Here is a 19,656-nt window from a genome sequence, read left to right as displayed (position 1 = left end):
GCCGGCCATGGCCAGCGCCCCCTTCCTTTTGCCCGGTCGGGCCGCCGCTAGTTGCGGCGCCCGCCCCCCTCTTCGCGCAGCCGCAGCGGCACGAAGCGCTGGCCCTGCTGGCCCTCGACGAGCAGCAGCGCGCTGGCGCGGTTCTGCCGGCGCAGCGCCTCCAGGCGGGACTGTACCTCCTGCGGCGTGTTCACGCGCTCCTGCTGCACCTCCACAATCACGTCGCCCGCGCGCAGGTCGCGCTCGGCGGCCGGGCCGTTCCCATCGACCTCGGTGATGAGCACGCCGCGCTGCTCCGGGCGGAGGCTGTAGCGCTCGCGGGCCTCCGGGGTGATCGGGCCGACCTTCAGGCCGAGGCCCTGCAGCTCCACCACCTGGCTGCGCGGCGCCGAGGGCTGGCCGCCGGCGCGCGCCTGGGCCTCCGCCTGGTCGGCGGGCAGCTCGGCGACGGTGACGTTGAGCGTCTCCTCGCGGCCGTCGCGCCAGACGGTCACGGGCGCCTCGGTGCCCACGCGCGTCTCGGCGACGATGCGCGGCAGGTTCCGCATCTCGCGGACTTCCTGGTTGTTGAAGCGCAGGATCACGTCGCCGTTGCGGACGCCGCCCTTGGCGGCGGGGCCGTCCTCCTGCGCGCGGGCCACGAGGGCGCCGCGGGCGCCGCCGCGCAGGCCGAGGCTCTCCGCGATCTCGTCCGTCACCTGCTGGATGTTCACGCCGAGCCAGCCGCGCCGCACGCGCCCGCCGTCACGGAGCTGCGCCACGATGCCGCGCGCGAGGTTGGAGGGGATGGCGAAGCCGATGCCGATCGAGCCGCCGGAGGGCGAGTAGATCGCGGTGTTGATGCCGACCACCTTGCCCGACATGTCGAAGAGCGGGCCGCCGGAATTGCCGCGGTTGATGGCGGCGTCCGTCTGGATGAAATCGTCGTAGAGCCCCTGGCGGATGTCGCGCGAGCGGGCGGAGATGATGCCGGCCGAGACGGAGGATGCGAGGCCGAAGGGGTTGCCGATCGCCAGCACCCAGTCACCGACCTGCGCGTCGTCCGAGTTGCCGAAGTCGACCGCGGTGAGCTGCCGGTCCGTCCTGATGCGGAGCAGCGCGATGTCGGTGCGCGGATCCGTGCCGACGAGATCGGCCGGCAGGGTGGTGTTGTCGTTCAGGACGACGTTGATCTCCGTCCCGCCCTCGACGACGTGGTTGTTCGTCACCACCAGCTTCTCGCCGGCATCGATGATGAAGCCGGAGCCGAGGGAGGTGCCGCGGCGCTGCTGCGGGCTGGGGCCGGGCCGGCCGCCGGGACCACCGGGGCCACCCGGGCCGGGCGGGCGGTTGCGCTCGAGGAAGTCGCGGAAGAACTCCTCGAAGGGGCTGCCGGGCGGGGCCTGGGGGGCGTCCGGCGCGTCGGGGCGCTGGGCGTTGCGCGCGGCGGGGCTGGTGCTGACCTGCACGCTCACCACGGCGGGGAGGAGCTGGGTGGCGAGCGGGCGGAAGGAGGTCGGCGCGTCCCGCATCGGGGTCTGGGCGAGGGCGGGCGCGAGTGGCGCCGCAGCGAGGGCCGCGATGAGGGCGAGGGTGGTCGCGATCGGGGTGCGGGAGCGCAAGAGGGTTATCCCTTCGGGCATCGTGTGGCCGGGACGCGGGACCGGAGGCGCGGGGCCGCGCCGGGGGGCGTCTGCCGGCAGATTGGACCATTCAGGGCAGGACGAAAGGCCCCGCCTGTTACAAAGGGCGACGGGGGCGATCACGGCTGGGTGGGGAAACGGAAACGGCCCGCCCCTTCCCAGGGGCGGGCCGCCACCACGTCGCCGCGCTTCCGGTCAGCGCGTGCTGCCCGGGATATCGCGGAAGTAACGGAAGAACTCATTCTCCGGGGAGAGGAGGAGGCGCGTCTCGCCACCCTCGGAGAAGGCCTCGCGATAGGCCTGCATGCTGCGCCAGAAGCCGAAGAACTCGGGGTCGCGCTGGAAGGCGTCCGCGAAGGTGCGGATGGCTTCCTGCTCGCCCTGGCCGCGCAGGATGTCGGCCTGGGCTGTCGCCTCGGCCAGCAGCACGGTGCGGTCGCGGTCGGCCGCGGCGCGGATGCGGGCGCCCTGCTCCGCGCCCTCGGCCCGCGCCTCGCGCGCCACGCGCTCGCGCTCGGACTGCATGCGCGAGAGGATGGCCTGAGTGTTCTCCTCCGGCAGGTCGGCGCGGCGGATGCGGACATCCTCCACCGCGATGCCGAAGCGGGCGGCCTCGCGATTCACCTGGTCCCGGATCTCGTTCATGATCTGCAGGCGCCGGGCGGAGAGCACGTTCAGAAGCGCTTCGTTACCGAGCACCCGCCGGAGCGAGGAGGACACGATGGAGGCGAGGCGGCCGCGGATGCCGTTCTCGGCCACGCCGACGGTCTGGAAGAAGAGCAGCGGGTCGGTGATGCGGAAGCGGGTGAAGCTGTCCACGATCAGCCGGCGCTGGTCGTTGAGGATCACCTCCTCGCCCGGCGCCTCGTAGTCGAGGAGGCGGCGGTCCAGCGCGATGACGCTCTGGATGAAGGGGATCTTCGCGTGCAGACCCGGCTCCTGGATCACGCGCTTGGGCTCGCCGAACTGCGTGATCAGCACCTGCTGTGTCTGGTGCACGGTGAAGAGCGAAGAGACAGCCGTGACGATCACGACCGCGGCCGCGATGGCGGCGAGGGTGAGGCGGTTCATCGGGCGGTCCCCTGCGGCACCTGTCGCGGCGCCTGGGTGGCGGCGGCACCGGCCGCGGGTGCCGCGGGATTGCGCGGCGGCGATGGCGGCGTACGCCCGCCGTCGAGATTCAGCAGGGGCACGAGGCCCTGCAGGCGATCATCCACGATGATCTTCGGGTTCTTCCGGAGGATCTCCTCCATCGTCTCCAGATAGATCCGGCGCACCGTGACATCCCGCGCCACCTGGTAGGAGGAGAGGACGGAGATGAAGCGCCCGGCCTCGCCGCGGGCGCGGGCGACCTGGCTGTCCTTCTGGCCCTGCGCCTCCTGCACCATCCGCTCCGCCTCGCCGCGCGCGCGGGGGATGATGTCGTTGCGGTAGGCCTCGGCCTCGTTGCGGGCGCGCTCGCGGTCGGCGGCGGCGCGCTGGACGTCGCGGAAGGCCTCGATCACGGCATTCGGCGGATCGACCTTCTGGAGCTGGACCTGGGTGATCTCCACCCCCGCCTTGTACTGGTCGAGCACCGCCTGGGTGCCGAGGCGGACCTGCTGCTCGATCTGGGCGCGCGCCTCGGTCAGCGCGGGCTGGATCGGGGTGCGGCCGATGACCTCGCGCATCATGCTCTCGGCGGCGGACTTGACCGTCACCTCGGGGTTGCGCGTGTTGAACAGGTACTCGCCGGCGTCGCGAATGCGCCAGAACACGGCGAAGTCGATGTCGATGATGTTCTCGTCGCCCGTAAGCATCATGCTCTCCTCCAGCACGTCGCGGCTGGGGGTGGGGCGCTGGGCGATGGCGCCCGAATCGACGGCGCTGCGGAAGCCGACATCGACGCGGTTGATGCGCGTCACGCGCGGCGTCGTCACGCTCTCGACCGGCCAGGGGATGCGGTAGTTCAGGCCGGGCGGGGTGGTGCGGTTGAAGGCGCCGAAGCGCATGACCACGCCCTGCTCATCCGGCTGGACGCGGTAGAAGCCCGAGGCGCCCCAGGCCGCGAGGGCGAGGACGGCGAGCACCGCCAGCCCCTTCCCGCCCGAGCCGCCCGCGCTGCCGGCGCGGCGGGGCAGCCAGCGGCGCACCGCCTCCTGCGCCTGGCGAATCGCATCGTCGAGATCAGGACCACGGCCGCCGCCACTCCCGCCCGGGGGCGGGGTCCCCCAGGGGCCTTGCGGACGGTTGCCGCCTCCGGGGGATCCCCAGGGGCTCGGTCCGCCGCTGCTGTTCCACGGCATGGGCCGTTCACTCTCCCTCAATGTCGGGGCGCCCCCTTCCGCTTGCGCGGGCCGGGGGCCGCCCATATGGCATTCGCGGCCAGCCTCACCCAAGCGGGGAAGGGGCCGCGCACAGGGCCATCTTGGCCGGGTCACGGGGGTTTTCAAGCGATGGTGAGCGGTCTGGAGGCGGCGGTGCGGGCGGCGCTGGCGGGCGTGAGGGAGCCGGCGACCGGGCGCGACATCGTCTCGGCCGGCATGGTCGGCGGGGTCGCGGTGCGCGACGGCATGGTTCAGGTCGAGATTTCGGTGCCCCGCGAGCGGGCGCGGGAGTTCGAGCCGGTGCGCGCCGCGGCCGAGGCGGCGGCGCGCGGGGTGCGGGGCGTGATCTCGGCCAGCGCGGTGCTCACCGCGCACCGGGCTACCCCCTCCCCTGCCCCGCAGCCGGCTGCCCAGCCAGGTCCCCAGGCGGGTCCCCAGGCGGGGCCGCGCGGCGGGATGCTGCTGGGCGAGGTGGGCGCGGTGATCGCCGTGGCCTCCGGCAAGGGCGGGGTGGGCAAGTCCACCACCGCGGTGAACCTCGCCGTGGCGCTGGCCGGAAAGGGCCTGCGCGTCGGGTTGCTGGACGCCGACATCTACGGCCCCTCCCTCCCCCAGATGCTCGGCGCGCATGAGAAGCCGCTGGCCGCGGGCAACCGCATCATCCCCATCGAGCGCTGGGGGCTGAAGGCCATGTCCATCGGTTTCCTGGTAGACCAGGAGACGCCGATGGTCTGGCGCGGCCCGATGGTGATGGGCGCGCTGGAGCAGATGATGTCCCAGGTGGAGTGGGGCGCGCTGGACGTGATGGTGGTGGACATGCCACCGGGCACGGGCGACACGCAGCTCACCATGTCCCAGCGAGTGGCGCTGCGCGGGGCGGTGATCGTCTCCACCCCGCAGGACGTGGCGCTGCTCGATGCCCGCCGCGGCATCCGCATGTTCGAGAAGGTGAACGTGCCCGTCCTCGGGCTGATCGAGAACATGAGCTACTTCTGCTGCCCCAACTGCAACCACCGCAGCGAGGTCTTCGGCCATGGCGGCGCCCGCGCCGAGGCGGACCGGCTGGGAGTGGAGTTCCTGGGCGAGCTGCCGCTGACCCTCTCCATCCGCGAGCACGCCGATGCCGGGCGCCCCGTGGTGCTGGCCATGCCCGATTCGGCGGAGGCGCGCGCCTACCGCGCCATTGCCGACCGGGTCTGGGCGAAGGCGGGCGGGGCCAGGGCGGGCGGGCCGCGGATCGTGGTGGACTAGAGCAGTTTCCGTTCGCCTTGGCTCACGGTAACCAATCCAGCCTCTTGCTTCGTCGCATTTTCCGAGCCGCCGGGTGATTCCACCCGGCCAGAAAATGCTCTAGCCGCCGAGCAGCCGGTCCGTCTCCTCCGCGCGCGGCATCGCATCCGCCGCGCCCGGGCGGGAGACGGCGATGGAGGCCGCGGCCGAGGCCCGGCGCATGGCCCCCTCCAGCGGCGCCCCGCAGGAGAGGGAGGCGGCCAGCACGCCGCACCAGCAATCCCCGGCGCCGGTGGTGTCGATCGCCCGGGCGGGGAAGGCCGGGATGGTGTGGCGCCCCCCGGCACCCGCGGCCTCGGCGCCGCGCTCGCCGAGGGTGACGGCGACCGTGATCCCGAGTGCGCCGTGCAGGGCGACGGCATCCGCCGCGCAGCCCAGCCGGGCGGCGAGCCAGGCGGCCTCGTGCTCGTTCGCCACCAGCAGGTGCAGCGCGCGCAGCGCCGCGGGGTCCAGCGGCCCGGCCGGGGCGAGGTTGAGGACCGGCAGCGCCCCTTCGGCCCGGGCGCGGAGGATGAGCGCGGCGTTCTCCTCTGGCGGCACCTCCATCTGCATCAGGACGATCTCGCCCGGCGCCAGCGGCGGCACCCCGGCCGCGCGGGCGAGCGCGTTGGCGCCGGGGGAGACCGCGATCTGGTTGCGCCCCTGCGGGTCCACGCAGATGGCGGCCGCGCCGGTGGGCGCCTCCACCTCGACCACCGCGGAGAGGTCGGCCCCGGCATCCCGGAGCGCCGAGAGGGCCAGGCCGGCCAGGAAGTCGCGCCCCACCGCGCCCGCGAAGCGCAGGGCGGCGCCGTCCCGCGCCGCCGCCACGGCCTGGTTCGCGCCCTTGCCGCCCGGCGCGGCCCGCCAGGCGCCGCCCAGCACGGTGCGGCCCGCCGCCGGCAGCTCGGGCACGGGGAAGACCAGGTCGGCATTGGCGGAGCCGAAGACGGTGACGCGCATGAGGACCGGCATGGCGCCGCCCCGCGCTCAGGGCAACCCGGGGCGCCGTGAACCCGTTCCTTCGTCCGATGCACCGCCAGGGCGCGGGCCGTGGAGGGTTGTGCGATGACGCGAGTGGCCGCGGCGGTTTTCCTGCCCCTTCTCTCCGTGCTGCTCGGCGGCGCCGTGATCCTCGCCACCCTTCTCGTGCCGCACGGGGCCCCGCTGCGCGCGGCCGGGCAGGCCTATCTCGGCTTCGCCCTGCTGGCGCTCGCGCTCTCCGTGCCGCTCGCGCGGGAAGTGGCGCGGCGGATGGTCACCTGGCAGGACCGGCTGACCATCCCCACGGGCTTCGACGTGCGCCGGCGCGGCGGGCTGGTCGTCTTCGTGCGCGGCTGAGCGCCCGCGCCGGCTTTCGCCGCCGCCCCCCTCCACCAGCCCCCTCCACCAGCCCTGGCCGGCCGGCCTCAGGCCTGCGGCGGCTGGCCGTTCGAGGCGGAGAGGCCGCCATCCACGGGCAGGTTCACGCCGTTCACGAAGCGCGCGTCGGGCCCGGCGAGGAAGGCGATGACATCCGCCACCTCCTCCGGCTGGGCGGGGCGGCCGAGGGGGATGCGCTCGGCGAACTTCGCCAGCAGCTTCTCGTCCCCCATCATGTCCTTCGTCATGTCGGTGACGGTCAGGCTCGGATTCACCGCGTTTACCCGTACGCCCTTGGGGCCGAGCTCCAGCGCGAGGGCGCGGGTGAGGTTCGTCACCCCGCCCTTGGCGGCGTTGTAGATGCTCATGTCCCAGTCCCCGCCTAGGCCGGAGACGGAGGAGACGTTCACGATGTTCCCGCCCGTCGCGACCAGGTGCGGGATGGCGGCGCGGCTGAGGAAGAACACGCCATCGAGGTCCGTGCCCATGACCTTGCGCCAGTCGGCGGTGCTGGCCTCGGCCAGCGGGCCGGTGACGACGGTGCCGGCATTGTTCACCAGCACGTCCAGCCGGCCGAAGCGCTCCAGCGCGCGCTCGACGAGGCGGGTGCAGGCCTCTTCCTCCGAGACATCGGCTTCGACGACGAGGGTCCGCTCGGGCGGCAGCGCGCCCGCCACCCGCTCCAGCTTCTCCCGCCCGCGGCCGGCGAGCACCACCGCGAGGCCGTCCCGCGAGAGGCGGCGCGCGGTGGCCTCCCCCATGCCGGACCCCGCGCCGGTGATGATCGCGACCCTGCCCTCGAACCCTGCCATGCCGGCCTCCTCAATTCCCATGGGGGAACGCGCGGGGAGGCGGCCGGCATCGCGGCGGTCAGGGCATGCCCGCCATGCCGGGATCAGCCATCGGCGCTGAGGTTCAGCCGCGCCACCATCTCCTTCTCATAGGCGGTGCGGCTGGCGATGAACCCGGCATAGGCGGCGCTGTCGAGATAGGCGAGCGGCATGTCCCAGCGCTCCCGCACTGCGGTGTTCTCCGGGCTCGTCAGCGCCGCGCGGAAGGCGTCGTGCAGGGCGCGGACGATGCCGGGGTCCATCCCCTTCGGCCCCGCGATGCCGTAGGGCGAGGTGACGGCGAGGTCGATCCCCTGCTCCCGCAGGGTGGGCACGGCGGGGAAGCGCGCGGCGCGCTCGGGGGACCAGACGCAGAGAAGGCGGAACTGCCCCGCCTCCACCTGCGGCACCCAGGCGGAGGTGTCGGCGATGCTGTCGATCTGCCCGCCCAGCAGCGCCGTCACCCCCTCCGTCGTGCCGCGGAAGGGCACGTGCACCATCTGGATGCCCAGCCGGGCGCAGAGGTCCTCCATGGCGATGTGGTTGCTCGTGCCGATGCCGCTGGTGGAGTAGGTCATCGTCCCCGGCCTCGCGCGGGCGGCGGCGACATAGCCCTCCCAGTCCCGGATCGGGCTGTCGGCCCGGACCACCACGCCGAAGAGCCAGCCGGTGAGGCCGATGACGGGGGTGAAGTCCGCCACGGGGTCCCAGCTCCGCGCGCGCGTCATGAAGGGGTGGCGCAGCACGGAGAGGTGGTGCTGGGCGAGGGTGTAGCCGTCCGGCGCGGCCTGGAGCAGCGCCTGCGCCGCCAGCAGCCCGCGCGCGCCGGAGCGGTTCTCGACGAGGACGGGCTGGCCGAGCAGCCGCGTAGCCACGTCCGCGAGGGAGCGGAGCTGGCTGTCCGCCGAGCCGCCCGGCGGCCAGGGCACGAGCAGCCGGATCGGGCGGTTGGGGAAGCCGGGCTGGGCGATGGCGGGCGCGGCGAGGCCGGCGCCGCCGAGCGCGAGCAGGGCGCGGCGCGGCAGGGCCGCTCGCGAACGATCCTTCATGGCGATCCTCCCGGGCGGGCGCCTTGTGCGGCGCCTCTGCCAGGCGGGGAGCGTGGCAGAAAGGGAAAGCCCTCCGCAATCACGGCCCCGCCCGGCACGCCTCAGGCGAGGCGCAGGCGCTCGATCAGCGGCTTGAACAGCGCGCGGTCGCGGGCGATAGCCGCATCGAACTCCCCCGCCTCGGCGAAGGCGAAGCCGAGATTGGCTCGCCCCATCGCCTCCCGGAAGCCCGGCTCGGCCACGGTGGCGCGGGTGATGGCGGCCAGGGCCTGCACCACCGCATCCGGGGTCGCCTTGGGCACGCCGAAGCCGCGCCAGGTGCCGAGGGAGAGGTCGTGGCCCAGCTCCTTCAGCGTCGGCACGGAATCATAGGGCGCCAGCCGGCTGTCGGACATGATCGTCAGCAGGCGCAGCTTGCCGCCCTGGACATGGGCGCTCACCTCGGCGGGGCTGGTGCACATGGCCTGCAGGTGGCCGCCGAGCAGCGAGACGATCCCGGGCGCGGCCCCCGCGAAGGGCACGTGCAGGAAGCTCACCCCCGCCTTCTCCGCCATGGCCGCGGCGGAGAGGTGCCAGATGGAGCCGACGCCGGAATCGCCCACCGTCATCTCGCCCGGGCGCTTGCGCGCATCGGCCAGGAACTCCTCCAGCGTCTTCCAGGGCGCCTCCGCCCGCACGACGATGGAGGCGGGGTCGGCGTTCAGCCGCGCGATCATGCGGAAGTCGTCGGGGGAGAAGCGGATCTGGTTGAGATAGGGGAGGATGGCCAGCTCGGCGATCACCACGGACACCTTGTAGCCGTCCGGGCGGGCGTTCAGCACCTCGCCCATCCCCACCGCCCCGCTCGCGCCAGGCCGGTTCAGCACGACGAAGGGATGGGGCGAGTGGCGGCGCACGTTGTCGGCGAAGGCCCGCGCGAGCGAATCCGTGCCGCCGCCCGCCGAGGCGGGGACGACGAGCTCCACGGGGCGCGTGGGGAAGTCGGCGGCGCGGGCGGGGGAGACGAGCCCCGATGCGGCGGCGAGGGAGGCGAGCTTCAGCAGCTCCGAGCGGCGGAGAGTGGGCAAGGCGGAGGTTTCCTCATTCTTGTATCTCTGGGGAAACGGAGCCTAGCGGGGGCCGCCCGCGGCCGGAAGCACCGGCATGCACCCCCTAGCGCGCCGTCGCGCGCCCCAGGGCGAAGCCGCCCACCAGCGCGCCGAGGATCACGGCCCAGATGTCGCCCAGCACTGCGGCGGCGATGGGCAGGATCACCAGCAGGGACAGCACGATCATCGCCACCCCGAGCCAGGAGGGTCCCCTACCCCGCAGCCGCGCGGCCCATCCCGCGGGCAGGGCGGGGGGGAGCTTGCCTCGCGCGGCGGGTTTGCGCGGCGCTATGGCCTTGCGCGGCGCGGCCGCGGCCCCTGGCCTGGCTTTGGCGGCAGGCTTGGCCATGGCGCAGCCCTGTCAGCCCTCGCGGCCGAGGATCGTCATCAACTCCCGCCACTCGCGCTTGGAGAGGCCGCTGCCCGGCTGGTCCGGCGCGCTTCCGTCCAGCATCCCGCGCACGGCGGCGAGCATCTGGGCGGAGAGGGTCACTGCGCCCTGGCGGTAGTCGCGGAAGGCCTCGTAGGTCAGCGGCACCCAGGCGCGCACCGTGTCGAGCATGGCCTCGGCGTAGACGCGGATCTCGTACTGCGCGTGGGCGTCGGCGCGAAGCGAGAGGAAGTTCAGGAGGTTGTGGAGGTCCGACTTCCAGTACCACTGGGTATAGGCGTTGAGGGTGAGGTTCATGCGGGCGAGTTCCCGCGCCAGGCCCTGCCGCCCCTCGTCGATCACGCGCCCCTCGGCATCCTCGTTCAGCATTTCGAGGTAGTGGTCGTAGTTGCGCGCCGCGTCCTCCCGCAGGAGGTCGAGCACGCGCGCGGCCTCCTCGCCCTCCAGCACGCTGCCCCGCCCCTGGCGGTTCACGGCGGACTGGGCCGCGAGCTGGTCGGGGGCGGGCAGGTAGAACTCGCGGTCGAGGATGGAGTAGCGGGCGGAGTACTCGTTCACGTTCGACATGCGGTGCCGGATCCACTGCCGCGCCACGAAGATCGGCAGCTTCACGTGGTACTTGATCTCGCACATCTCGAAGGGCGTGGAGTGGCGGTGGCGCATGAGGTAGCGGATCAGCCCGCGATCCTCGTTCGCCGCCTTGGTGCCGCGCCCGTAGGAGACGCGCGCGGCCTGCACCACGGCGGAGTCGTCGCCCATGTAGTCCACCACGCGGACGAATCCGTGGTCGAGCACGGGGAGGGGGCGGAAGAGCATCGCCTCCAGCCCCGTGGAGACGGGGCGGCGGGTCTCATGCCGCTGCGCCTCGGCCTCGGCCAGCTCCTGTCGCTGCGTCTCCGTAAGTTCCATCGCGGCCCCCTGCGTCGGGCAGGGGGTTTACCGGGGCTGGCGCTTCCCCGCCAGACACCCGCGGAGCGGCGCCGGACGGGACGCCAGGCGCTGCGATGTCAGCGCGTGTTCGGCGTGATGCTGCTGTTCGTGCTGTTGCCGGCCGGCAGCGGCCCGCTGCGCTGCTCCGGCGGCTGCGGGGTGTTGGTGCCCGAGGTCGGCAGGCCGGCGCGGCCCGATCCGGAGCCCGAGCCCATGCGGTCGTTGCAGCCCGCGACCAGGCCGAGAAGGAGGAGCGCCGAGGCGGCGCGCGGCAGGAAAGCGTTCATCGGAAACCTCGCTGTCTGTCGGGCCGTCGCCGAGAAACCGGGCGGCGCCGCTGGTGCAACGCCGGTGCCGCGCGAGGGTTCGGCCGCCGTCACGGCGCCTGGCAGGCGAAGCTCTCCGCCGCCTGCGGGTCGCCCCCGGTGTAGCGCGCCTCCTGCGGGTGGGGGCAGAGCGGGCGGCTGCGGCCGGGAAAGGCGTTTCCGCGCGCCACCAGCCGCTCCGGCGCCTCGCCCCGCTCCACCCAGGCCTCGATGGCCGACAGGGGGTCGAAGTCGTCCAGCGCCGGGCCGCCGCCGCAATGGGTCATGCCGGGCACGGTGAAGAGCCGCGCCCAGCCCGCCAGCGCCCCGTCCCCGCCATTGTCCCGCGCGAGGTCCCGCCAGTAGGCGCGGAGGTCGTCGGCGGAGAAGACGGGGTCGGCATTGCCGTGGAAGACGATCATCCGCCCGCCGCGCGCGGTGAAGGTGGAGAGGAGCGTCGCCACGGGGTCGTTGATGGCGCCGGTCCCGGCGGTGCGGGGCGCGTCCCGGTCGAAGTCGAAGGCGAGGAGGTCGAGATCCCTCACCGGCGGGGTCATGAAATAGAGGCCGAGCGAGCCGGGGGTGAGGGTGGCGGAGCGGGCATTGGGCCGCGCGCTCCCCGAGGTGCCGAGCTTCCAGGCCCGCCAGCCCGGGGAGGCGATACCGGGGTCCCAGGGCCAGCCGGCATAGAGCGCCCTTCCCTGCCCGTCCTTCGCCCCGGAGAAGACGCGGTCCAGGGCGCCGAGCTGGGCGTCCGTGAGGCAGGATTCGTTCTTCTCCCCCGCGCAGCGAAGCGCCGCGGGGTCGAAGCGGCAGCGGGACATGGCCTCCACCACCCCGTCCTCCAGCCCGTCCGCCGCGTCGCAGGCCTTCAGAATGGCGCCGCCCAGCAGGTTCATGTCGGCGGGGGTGAGCGCGTTGGCGAGCACGGGCCGCCCCTCCGCATCCCTCGGCGCGGCGGCGGTGAGGGCCTGGATGTCCCAGGCCTGGCCGATGGCCGCGCGGCTCAGGCGGAAGCCGGGATTGCCGGCGACGATGCCGTCGAACTCCGTGGGGAAGCGCTGCGCCGCCATCATGGCCGAGCGCCCGCCGTTCGAGCAGCCCATGAAATAGGCCCTTTCCGGCCCGCGGCCGTAGCGCGCCTCCACCACCCGCCGCGCCTCTCGCGAGACCGTGCCGATGGAGGCGTAGGCGTGGTCGATCCGCGCCTGCTGGTCCGTGCCGAAGGATGAGTCGCTGCTGTCCCGCCCCTGGTGCCCCGAATCCGTGGAGACCACGGCATAGCCCCGGTTCAGCGCCGGGCGCGCGGTGGAGCCGGAGACGGGAATGGCGCCGACCGCCTCGTTGATCACCCCGTCCTGCCCGCCGCCGCCCTGGAAGAGGAGGCGGCCGTTCCATTCCTGGGGCAGGCGGAGCTGGAAACCGGTGCCGAAGGAGGCCCCCTCCGCCCCGGTGCGGGGGCCGATCATCCCCTCCACCACGCAATGCGCCGGCAGCGCCGCCGCCGAGCGCGCCGCGCCGGTGAGGGCGGCGCGGCCGGGATTCTCGGTCGGCAGGGTGCCGGCGGGCACGGCCTCGGCACGGGTGATCCGGAGGTCCGGCCGGGCCAGGGCCGTGAGGGCGGCGCAGGCATCCTGCGCGAGGGCGGCGCCGCCCGGCGCCAGCAGGGAGAGGGCGAGCGCCCCGGCCAGCAAGGGGTGGCCTGCGTCCTGTCCTGGCATGCTGGCTCCTCCCGCGCCCCGTTCCGGTGGTTGGGGCCGGGTGGAGGATGTTATCAGCTCGGAGAGGCTGTCCAGCGGCTTCGCCCCGCGAGGGGCGGCCGGGAGAGAAAAAGATGTCCGGCGATTCCGCTTTGTCCGGCCGTCGCGCGGCGGCCCTCATCTGCATCCACAAGGTGGTGTGAGGCGCCAACCCCCTGGTCACGGGCGGCACGGCCCCCTATATTGATCGGTGCCGCCTTCGGGCGACTATGGTGATAAACGGCACGTGGAATAAGCGTTGTGGACCCGGGGGCAGTGCCCGGCGCCTCCACCATCCCTCCCCGCCTTATCAACGGGGGTTTCAGGGAAGCATGGGGGCGAAACAGGCTCGACGCGCGCGGTAAAGACGTGTCCTTTGCCCGGCATTGTACCGCCGTTATCGGGCTAAATCACAAGTGCCAACGATAATGGTCGCGAGACCATGGCGCTCGCTGCCTAGAGATAGGTAAGCGCCGTCCGGGGGGAACGGGGCAACAGAATCCCCCCACCTTTTCCAGCACTGATGGTTCCCCGTCCCTCCTCCGGGAGCGCGGCTCGCTTCACGCGGGGCGAGGGGGGCGCTAGGCCCGGCGCGCAACCTCTCCTATACCGGCGCTTTCCGGAATAGGCTCGGCCTGGATATCACTGCATGAGCGATCAAACGCCGCCCCCCGAGAGCCTGCTGCCCTATGATCGCTGGACCGAGGAGGCCATGCGGAACGTGGCGCTCCGCGCGCTGGAGTTCGCGGCGAGGAACGGGCTGCCGGGCGAGCACCACTTCTACCTCACCTTCCGCACGGACCACCCGGAGACGAAGGTGCCGGGCCATCTCAAGGCCCGCTACCCGCAGGAGATGACCATCGTCCTGCAGCACCAGTTCTGGGACCTGAAGGTGGACCGGGCGGAGCAGAAGGTCTCGGTCGGCCTCTCCTTCGGCGGGGCGGCGGCGAACCTGGTGATCCCCTTCGCCGCCCTCGTCGCCTTCTGGGACCCGCATGTGCGGGTGGGGCTTCGCTTCGGCGAGATGACTGCCCCGGATGCGGAGGGCGAGACGGTGCCCGAGGCCGTGGAGTCCGAGCCCCTCCCCCCGCCGCCCGAGCCCCAGGCCGAGAAGCCGGAGACGCCGGCCCAGGTGGTGAGCCTGGACGCCTTCCGCCGGCGCCCGACCCGGGAGTAGCGGGCGGGGCCCCGGCCCCCCTCGCGGCGAGCTTGCCTTCTGGCGCGCGGCCCGGCGCCGCGCTAACACGCCGGGGACCCCGCCGCGTGGCGCGCCCCGCCCCGCGCGCGGTTTCCCCCTCTCCGCCGCCCTGGCGGCGGTGTCCCGCCGCCCCGGCGGCCTCTCGCCGGCCCGCCCGGCGGACCTGACCCGGAGCGCCCCCGTGACCTCCCCCGCATCGATCCCCCCCGGCCAGACCCTCGACGCCCCCCAGCCCCCCGTCCCGCCCGGGCCGAGCAGCGAGGCCACGCCCGTTGCCACCCGCGACGGGGCCGAGGCCGATGCCGGCACCCCCGTTCCCGTGCGGAGCGGCAATTTCCTCTTCAGCACGATGTTCCCGCTGGCCGAGGACACCACTCCCTACCGCAAGCTCGACATCGGCGGCGTCTCCACCATCGAGGTGGAGGGCAAGACCGTCCTGAAGATCAGGCCGGAGACGCTGGAAGGGCTCGCCTTCGAGGCCTGCCGCGACGTCTCCCACCTCCTGCGCCCCGGGCACCTGCAGCAGCTCGCCAATATCCTGAAGGACCCGGAGGCCAGCGCGAACGACCGCTTCGTCGCGCTCGACCTCCTGAAGAACGCGAACATCGCGGCCGGCGGCAAGCTGCCGATGTGCCAGGACACGGGCACGGCCATCGTCTTCGGCAAGAAGGGCCAGCGCGTCTGGGTGGAGGGCGACGAGGAGGAGGCGCTCTCCTATGGCGTGCACCGCACCTATACAGAGACGAACCTGCGCTATTCCCAGATGGCGCCGCTGACGATGTATGACGAGGTGAACACCGGCAACAACCTGCCGGTGCAGTTCGACATCTACGCCTCCCCCGGCGACTACCACGCCGACGAGTTCGCCCTGCAGTTCATCCTCAAGGGCGGCGGATCGGCCAACAAGACCTTCCTCTTCCAGCAGACGCGCGCCGTGCTGAACAAGCCGAAGCTGCTCGCCTTCCTGGAGGAGAAGATCAGGACGCTGGGGACCAGCGCCTGCCCGCCCTATCACCTGGCGATCGTCATCGGCGGCACCTCGGCCGAGGCGAACCTCAAGACGGTGAAGATGGCTTCCACCCGCTACTACGACACGCTGCCGGAGCGCGGCAGCAAGGCGGGCCACGCCTTCCGCGACCGGGAGCTGGAGGCCGAGATCCACAAGCTGACGCAGAACATCGGCATCGGCGCGCAGTTCGGCGGCAAGTATTTCTGCCACGACGTCCGCGTGATCCGCCTGCCGCGGCACGGCGCCTCCCTTCCCATCGGCATCGGCGTCTCCTGCTCGGCCGACCGTCAGATCAAGGCGAAGATCACGCCCGAGGGCGTGTTCCTCGAGCAGCTGGAGCACGACCCCGCGCGCTTCCTGCCGGACCAGACCGAGGGGGTGCAGGAGGGCGGCGAGGTCGTGAAGATCGACCTGAACCAGCCGATGGACGCGATCCGCGCGGAGCTGTCGAAGCACCCGGTCTCCACGCGCGTGTCCCTCACCGGCACCATCGTGGTGGCGCGCGACATCGCGCATGCGAAGCTGAAGGAGCGGCTGGACTCCGGCCAGGGCCTGCCGGACTACATCAAGAACCATCCCGTCTACTACGCGGGCCCGGCGAAGACGCCGGAGGGGATGCCCACCGGCTCCTTCGGCCCGACCACCGCGGGGCGCATGGACAGCTATGTCGGCGAATTCCAGGCCGCCGGCGGATCGCTGGTGATGCTCGCCAAGGGCAACCGCTCGAAGGCCGTGACGCAGAGCTGCCAGAAGAACGGCGGCTTCTATCTCGGCTCCGTCGGCGGCCCGGCGGCGCGGCTGGCGCAGGACTGCATCCGCAAGGTCGAGGTGCTGGAATACCCGGAGCTCGGCATGGAGGCCGTGTGGCGCATCGAGGTGGAGGACTTCCCCGCCTTCATCGTGGTCGATGACAAGGGCCACGACTTCTACGACGGGCTGGAGTGATCCGGGCCGGGGCTGTTGGTCGCGCCTGTTGACCCCGCCTGTTGACCGGGGCCGTTCCGGTCTGCCATCAGCCCCGCGCGACATAGAGGGCGATCCGATGCGCCGCCTCATCTCCTCCGGATCGCGCTTCGAGCGCGAGATCGGCTACTCGCGCGCCGTGGTGGACGGGGACCTCGTCTTCGTCTCCGGCACCACGGGATACGACTATGCCACGATGACGATCGAGCCCGGCGTCGAGGCGCAGTGCGACAGGGCGATCCGCAACATCGCCGCCGCCCTGGCCGAGGCCGGCGCCGGGCTGGAGGACGTCGTGCGCCTCCTCTTCATCGTGCCGGACCGCGCGGACTGGGAGCCCTGCTGGCCCGTGCTGCGCCGCCATTTCGGGGAGATCCGCCCCGCTTCCACCCTCATCCATGCCGGGCTGCAGACGGATGAGATGAGGATCGAGATCGAGGCCACCGCGCGCCTCCGCACCCCTTCCTGAAGGACACCGAGTGATGCGCTTCGCCGTCGACCGCCTGGACCACCTCGTCATCACCTGCAACGACGTGGAGATCATGGCCAACTGGTACCAGCGCGTGCTGGGCATGGAGATGGAGAGCTTCGGCCCGCACAACCGCACCTCCGTCCGCTTCGGCGGCCAGAAGATCAACCTCCGCCCGAAGGCCGCGACGCAGGAGGACTGGTTCACGGGCGTCGGCTGCGTGCCCGGCGGCAACGACCTCTGCTTCATCGTCACCGTCATGGCCGACGATGTGGTGGCGCATCTGAAGGAGTGCGGCGTGGCGATCGAGGCCGGGCCGGTGGAGAAGGCGGGCGCGCTGGGCACCATCAACTCCGTCTACTGCCGCGATCCCGACGGCAACCTGATCGAGATCTCCTCCTACGGCGAGATGCGGTGAGCACGATCCTCGACACGCCGCGCCTGCTGCTGGATGGGGCGCGGCTGGAAGCCAATGCGAAGCGCCTGCGGGACCGCGCCGCGGCGCTGGGCGTCACCTTCCGCCCGCACTTCAAGACGGCGAAGTCGGTGGAGGTCGCGCTCGTCTCCCATGGCGGCGTGCCCGGCCCCGCCACCGTCTCCACGATCAAGGAGGCCGAGGCGCTGGCCGAGGCCGGGGCTTCCTCCGACATCCTGCTCGCCGCCACCGCCATCCCCGCGCGGCTCCCGCGCGCCGAGGCGCTGGCACGCCGCCACGGCACGCGGCTCATCCTGGTGGTGGACAGCCCGGAGATGGCCGGGATGCTGGACGCGGCCGCGGGCGCCCCGCACGAGGTGCTGGTCGAGGTGGATTCCGGCGAGCACCGCGCGGGCGTCGCGCCCGACCGCGCGCTGGCCGTCGCCCGCGCGATCCATGGCGCGCGGAACCTGCGGCTGGCCGGGGTGATGACCCATGGCGGCCATTCCTACGGCACCGCCGACCCCGCGGAGATCGCCGACATCGCCGAGGCGGAGCGCGCCTCCACCGTCCTCGCGGCCGAGGCGATCCGTGCGGCCGGGATGCCCGCGCGGGTCGTCTCCGTCGGCTCCTCCCCCACCCTGCTGCACGCGCGGCACCTGGAGGGGGTAACGGAAGTGCGGGCGGGCGTCTCGCTCTTCTGGGACCTCGCCCAGATGTCGCGCGGGATGTGCGGGTGGGAGGACCTGGCGCTCTCCGTCCTCTCCACCGTCATCGGCCACAACCCCGCCGGCCCGTCCCTCGTGCTCGATGCCGGGGCGCTGGCGCTCTCGAAGGACGTAACCGCCAACGCCTTCGCGCCCGGCACCCATTACGGCACCCTCGCCGATGCGGAGACGGGCGCCGCCCTGCCGCTCCATGTCCTCCACGCCTATCAGGAGCACGGGGTAGTGCCGGTGCCCGATGAATCCTGGTTCGCCCGCCTGCCCATCGGCAGCCTTGTCCGCGTCCTTCCCAACCACGCCTGCATGACGGCCGCCGGCGGCTACGGCGCCTATGAGGTGCTGGATGCCGGGGGGAACACGGTCGCGCGCTGGAAGCGGGTGGACGGCTGGCACTGAGGGCGGGGATGGCGGGGCATCTCGTCAAGCGCTCCTTCACCCTCGCGGGGCACCGCACCTCCATCGCGCTGGAGCCCGAGTTCTGGGCCGTGCTGGAGGAGGAGGCCGCCCGCCGGGGCGAGCCGCTGCTGCGCGTGGTCGCGGCGGCGGATGCGGCGCGGGACGACCCCTCCCTCCCTCTCGCCTCGGCGCTGCGCGTCCTGGCGCTCGGCCTCGCCCGGCGCTGACGAGGGCGCGTTTTTGCTTGCGACGGAACGCCCGCGCATCCTAACCAGGGGGCGCGGGTAGAAGCGGCCAGGGCCTCCTGAAGGGCGCCCGGGGCATTGCTCCACGATCGACATGGTCGAGGTGTCCCTTGCTCGCACTCCAACACCCCCCTGCTGAACGGAACCGGGACGGACATCCTCCGCCGCCGGCGCTTCGTGCTGCGCGCGGGGCGGAGGGCTGAGGGGCACCGGGCCAGGATCACCCCGCGCGCCGGATCCCCTGGCGCGCGGGACATCGGGGAGAGAAAGCGGTGAGCCGCCCGCCGGGCGCTCGGACATCCCTCCTCCAACCGGACCGTCACGGAGAAGAACAGGATGTCCTCCACCCAGGAATACGCGCTGCGCGAGCTGAACAGGGAGAAGACCTTCGGCGGCATGGGCACCACCAAGGCCCGCAACGTGCCGAGGATCGACCTCTCCAACTTCCAGACCCGCAAGGCCGAGATCGCCGACCAGCTCTGGGCGGCCTCCACCGACACGGGCTTCTTCCAGCTCGTGAACCACGGCATCCCGCAGAGGATGATCGACGAGGCCTTCGAGATGACGGCCCGGTTCTTCGACCTGCCGATGGAGGTGAAGGCCCGCCTCCCCATGGCGAAGGGGACGAATTACGGCTGGGAGTACAAGGCCCAGGTCCGCCCCTCCACGGGCACGGCGGACAACAAGGAGTCCTACCAGATCACCGTGCCGAGGATGGCGGGACTCTGGCCAAGCGGCGAGGAGCTGCCCGGCTTCAAGGCAACCATGCTCGCCTTCGAGCGCGCGAACTGGGCGCTGGGGATGAAGGTGCTGTCCCTCTTCGCCATGAAGCTCGGCTTCCCGCCGGACTTCTTCACCGAGGCGCATGACCCCACCTCGCCGGAGTACCAGTCCACCCTCCGCCTCATCCACTACATGGCGATGGAGGGGGCCAAGCCCGAGGACTTCGAGGGCTGGCGGGCCGGGGCGCACACGGACTACTGCTGCCTCACCCTCCTGCACCAGCGCACGGGCCAGGGCGGGCTCCAGCTCTGCCCGGGCAAGGAGGCCGGGGGCGGCGAGCTGGCCTGGACGGATGTGGAGCCGCTGCCGGGCGTCATCACCTGCAACATCGGCGACATGCTGATGCGCTGGAGCGACGACCAGCTCCAGTCCACCCTGCACCGCGTGCGGATGCCGCGGGCAGACGAGTATCTCGGCCCCCGCTACTCCCTGCCTTTCTTCTGCCAGGCCAACCGCGACGCGGTGATCCGGCCGCCCTCCGGCCGGGAGGCGCCGATCACGGCGAAGGACTTCCTGGACGGGCGCATCGCGGCCAACTTCGCGAAGCTGCGGAAGTAGCGGGGAG

20 protein-coding genes and 1 other RNA gene are annotated in these 19,656 nt (G+C 72.6%); 10 read left to right on the top strand and 11 right to left on the bottom strand.

All coding sequences use genetic code 11. The features are described from left to right. Nucleotides 1–47 precede the first annotated feature (47 nt). From FHS87_RS04355 to hflK, 3 genes are all read right to left on the bottom strand, one after another. A complete protein-coding gene (locus FHS87_RS04355; protein WP_312861874.1) occupies nt 48–1,601 on the bottom strand; it encodes a Do family serine endopeptidase in 1,554 nt (517 codons plus the stop codon). Nucleotides 1,602–1,817: 216 nt separating this feature from the next. After that, nucleotides 1,818–2,693, bottom strand: a complete 876-nt coding sequence (gene hflC, locus FHS87_RS04350; protein WP_184514279.1) for a protease modulator HflC — start codon at nt 2,691–2,693, stop codon at nt 1,818–1,820. Continuing rightward, a complete protein-coding gene (gene hflK / locus FHS87_RS04345; protein ID WP_312861873.1) occupies nt 2,690–3,754 on the bottom strand; it encodes an FtsH protease activity modulator HflK in 1,065 nt (354 codons plus the stop codon). Before hflK ends, hflC begins: the two co-directional genes overlap by 4 nt. Nucleotides 3,755–4,057: 303 nt before the next feature. On the opposite strand from hflK, the gene FHS87_RS04340 reads away from it, so the two are divergent. Continuing rightward, nucleotides 4,058–5,179, top strand: coding sequence for an Mrp/NBP35 family ATP-binding protein (locus tag FHS87_RS04340; RefSeq protein ID WP_184514275.1), 1,122 nt, complete (start codon nt 4,058–4,060; stop codon nt 5,177–5,179). Between the two features lie 99 nt (nt 5,180–5,278). Here the strand turns inward: FHS87_RS04340 and FHS87_RS04335 are convergent, their stop codons facing one another. Continuing rightward, a complete protein-coding gene (locus FHS87_RS04335) occupies nt 5,279–6,172 on the bottom strand; it encodes a PfkB family carbohydrate kinase (protein ID WP_246417826.1) in 894 nt (297 codons plus the stop codon). 93 nt (nt 6,173–6,265) lie between these two features. Here FHS87_RS04335 and FHS87_RS04330 point away from each other — a divergent pair, with 93 nt between their 5' ends. After that, on the top strand, nt 6,266–6,538 hold the full coding sequence (locus FHS87_RS04330; protein ID WP_184514273.1) for a hypothetical protein: 273 nt from the start codon (nt 6,266–6,268) through the stop codon (nt 6,536–6,538). Between the two features lie 68 nt (nt 6,539–6,606). Here the strand turns inward: FHS87_RS04330 and FHS87_RS04325 are convergent, their stop codons facing one another. The 7 genes from FHS87_RS04325 to FHS87_RS04295 form a co-directional block, all read right to left on the bottom strand. Next, on the bottom strand, nt 6,607–7,371 hold the full coding sequence (locus tag FHS87_RS04325) for a meso-2,3-butanediol dehydrogenase (protein WP_184514271.1): 765 nt from the start codon (nt 7,369–7,371) through the stop codon (nt 6,607–6,609). Between the two features lie 83 nt (nt 7,372–7,454). Then, nucleotides 7,455–8,438: a tripartite tricarboxylate transporter substrate binding protein gene (locus tag FHS87_RS04320; RefSeq protein ID WP_184514269.1), complete on the bottom strand. Its 984-nt coding sequence runs from the start codon at nt 8,436–8,438 to the stop codon at nt 7,455–7,457. Nucleotides 8,439–8,539: 101 nt separating this feature from the next. Beyond that, nucleotides 8,540–9,505 carry a tripartite tricarboxylate transporter substrate binding protein gene (locus FHS87_RS04315; protein WP_184514267.1) on the bottom strand — a complete coding sequence of 322 codons (966 nt, stop codon included), beginning with the start codon at nt 9,503–9,505 and terminating at the stop codon, nt 8,540–8,542. 85 nt (nt 9,506–9,590) lie between these two features. Then, nucleotides 9,591–9,875 carry a hypothetical protein gene (locus FHS87_RS04310; protein WP_184514265.1) on the bottom strand — a complete coding sequence of 95 codons (285 nt, stop codon included), beginning with the start codon at nt 9,873–9,875 and terminating at the stop codon, nt 9,591–9,593. 12 nt (nt 9,876–9,887) lie between these two features. Continuing rightward, nucleotides 9,888–10,826: an FAD-dependent thymidylate synthase gene (gene thyX / locus FHS87_RS04305; protein ID WP_184514263.1), complete on the bottom strand. Its 939-nt coding sequence runs from the start codon at nt 10,824–10,826 to the stop codon at nt 9,888–9,890. A 98-nt stretch (nt 10,827–10,924) separates the two neighbouring features. Beyond that, nucleotides 10,925–11,134, bottom strand: a complete 210-nt coding sequence (locus FHS87_RS04300; RefSeq protein ID WP_184514261.1) for a hypothetical protein — start codon at nt 11,132–11,134, stop codon at nt 10,925–10,927. 89 nt (nt 11,135–11,223) lie between these two features. Then, nucleotides 11,224–12,873 (bottom strand): tannase/feruloyl esterase family alpha/beta hydrolase, encoded by a 1,650-nt coding sequence (locus FHS87_RS04295; RefSeq protein WP_184514259.1) that lies wholly within the window; start codon nt 12,871–12,873, stop codon nt 11,224–11,226. A 191-nt stretch (nt 12,874–13,064) separates the two neighbouring features. On the opposite strand from FHS87_RS04295, the gene ssrA reads away from it, so the two are divergent. The 8 genes from ssrA to FHS87_RS04255 all read left to right on the top strand — a co-directional run bounded on the left by ssrA (nt 13,065) and on the right by FHS87_RS04255 (nt 19,649). Then, nucleotides 13,065–13,401, top strand: a transfer-messenger RNA (tmRNA) gene (gene ssrA, locus FHS87_RS04290). Nucleotides 13,402–13,540: 139 nt separating this feature from the next. Further along, nucleotides 13,541–14,068: an SspB family protein gene (locus FHS87_RS04285; RefSeq protein ID WP_184514257.1), complete on the top strand. Its 528-nt coding sequence runs from the start codon at nt 13,541–13,543 to the stop codon at nt 14,066–14,068. A 370-nt stretch (nt 14,069–14,438) separates the two neighbouring features. Continuing rightward, a complete protein-coding gene (locus FHS87_RS04280; RefSeq protein ID WP_184514643.1) occupies nt 14,439–16,043 on the top strand; it encodes a fumarate hydratase in 1,605 nt (534 codons plus the stop codon). A 97-nt stretch (nt 16,044–16,140) separates the two neighbouring features. Next, nucleotides 16,141–16,527, top strand: coding sequence for a RidA family protein (locus FHS87_RS04275; protein ID WP_184514255.1), 387 nt, complete (start codon nt 16,141–16,143; stop codon nt 16,525–16,527). A 13-nt stretch (nt 16,528–16,540) separates the two neighbouring features. Continuing rightward, nucleotides 16,541–16,945: a VOC family protein gene (locus FHS87_RS04270; protein WP_184514254.1), complete on the top strand. Its 405-nt coding sequence runs from the start codon at nt 16,541–16,543 to the stop codon at nt 16,943–16,945. Further along, nucleotides 16,942–18,063, top strand: a complete 1,122-nt coding sequence (locus tag FHS87_RS04265) for an alanine racemase (protein ID WP_184514251.1) — start codon at nt 16,942–16,944, stop codon at nt 18,061–18,063. The genes FHS87_RS04270 and FHS87_RS04265 overlap by 4 nt, the downstream gene beginning before the upstream one ends. Before the next feature lie 8 nt (nt 18,064–18,071). Continuing rightward, the gene (locus tag FHS87_RS04260; RefSeq protein WP_184514249.1) at nt 18,072–18,290 is read left to right on the top strand and encodes a ribbon-helix-helix domain-containing protein; all 219 of its coding nucleotides are present in this window, start codon (nt 18,072–18,074) and stop codon (nt 18,288–18,290) included. A 354-nt stretch (nt 18,291–18,644) separates the two neighbouring features. After that, nucleotides 18,645–19,649, top strand: coding sequence for an isopenicillin N synthase family dioxygenase (locus FHS87_RS04255; protein WP_184514247.1), 1,005 nt, complete (start codon nt 18,645–18,647; stop codon nt 19,647–19,649). Nucleotides 19,650–19,656 lie beyond the last annotated feature (7 nt).

Origin of the sequence: Muricoccus pecuniae (assembly GCF_014199205.1) — a bacterium.
Lineage (GTDB): Bacteria > Pseudomonadota > Alphaproteobacteria > Acetobacterales > Acetobacteraceae > Roseomonas > Roseomonas pecuniae.
The sequence above is the reverse complement of the archived record's forward strand: the minus strand, read 5'-3'. Positions and strand labels throughout refer to the sequence as shown.

Bases quoted from the DNA above. Each gene is read 5' to 3' on its own strand.
- hflC (WP_184514279.1), bottom strand. From the start codon at position 2,693: ATGAACCGCCTCACCCTCGCCGCCATCGCGGCCGCGGTCGTGATCGTC.
- FHS87_RS04340 (WP_184514275.1), top strand. From the start codon at position 4,058: ATGGTGAGCGGTCTGGAGGCGGCGGTGCGGGCGGCGCTGGCGGGCGTG.
- FHS87_RS04335 (WP_246417826.1), bottom strand. From the start codon at position 6,172: ATGCCGGTCCTCATGCGCGTCACCGTCTTCGGCTCCGCCAATGCCGAC.
- FHS87_RS04330 (WP_184514273.1), top strand. From the start codon at position 6,266: ATGACGCGAGTGGCCGCGGCGGTTTTCCTGCCCCTTCTCTCCGTGCTG.
- FHS87_RS04325 (WP_184514271.1), bottom strand. From the start codon at position 7,371: ATGGCAGGGTTCGAGGGCAGGGTCGCGATCATCACCGGCGCGGGGTCC.
- FHS87_RS04320 (WP_184514269.1), bottom strand. From the start codon at position 8,438: ATGAAGGATCGTTCGCGAGCGGCCCTGCCGCGCCGCGCCCTGCTCGCG.
- FHS87_RS04310 (WP_184514265.1), bottom strand. From the start codon at position 9,875: ATGGCCAAGCCTGCCGCCAAAGCCAGGCCAGGGGCCGCGGCCGCGCCG.
- thyX (WP_184514263.1), bottom strand. From the start codon at position 10,826: ATGGAACTTACGGAGACGCAGCGACAGGAGCTGGCCGAGGCCGAGGCG.
- FHS87_RS04300 (WP_184514261.1), bottom strand. From the start codon at position 11,134: ATGAACGCTTTCCTGCCGCGCGCCGCCTCGGCGCTCCTCCTTCTCGGC.
- FHS87_RS04295 (WP_184514259.1), bottom strand. From the start codon at position 12,873: ATGCCAGGACAGGACGCAGGCCACCCCTTGCTGGCCGGGGCGCTCGCC.
- FHS87_RS04285 (WP_184514257.1), top strand. From the start codon at position 13,541: ATGAGCGATCAAACGCCGCCCCCCGAGAGCCTGCTGCCCTATGATCGC.
- FHS87_RS04280 (WP_184514643.1), top strand. From the start codon at position 14,439: ATGTTCCCGCTGGCCGAGGACACCACTCCCTACCGCAAGCTCGACATC.
- FHS87_RS04275 (WP_184514255.1), top strand. From the start codon at position 16,141: ATGCGCCGCCTCATCTCCTCCGGATCGCGCTTCGAGCGCGAGATCGGC.
- FHS87_RS04270 (WP_184514254.1), top strand. From the start codon at position 16,541: ATGCGCTTCGCCGTCGACCGCCTGGACCACCTCGTCATCACCTGCAAC.
- FHS87_RS04260 (WP_184514249.1), top strand. From the start codon at position 18,072: ATGGCGGGGCATCTCGTCAAGCGCTCCTTCACCCTCGCGGGGCACCGC.
- FHS87_RS04255 (WP_184514247.1), top strand. From the start codon at position 18,645: ATGTCCTCCACCCAGGAATACGCGCTGCGCGAGCTGAACAGGGAGAAG.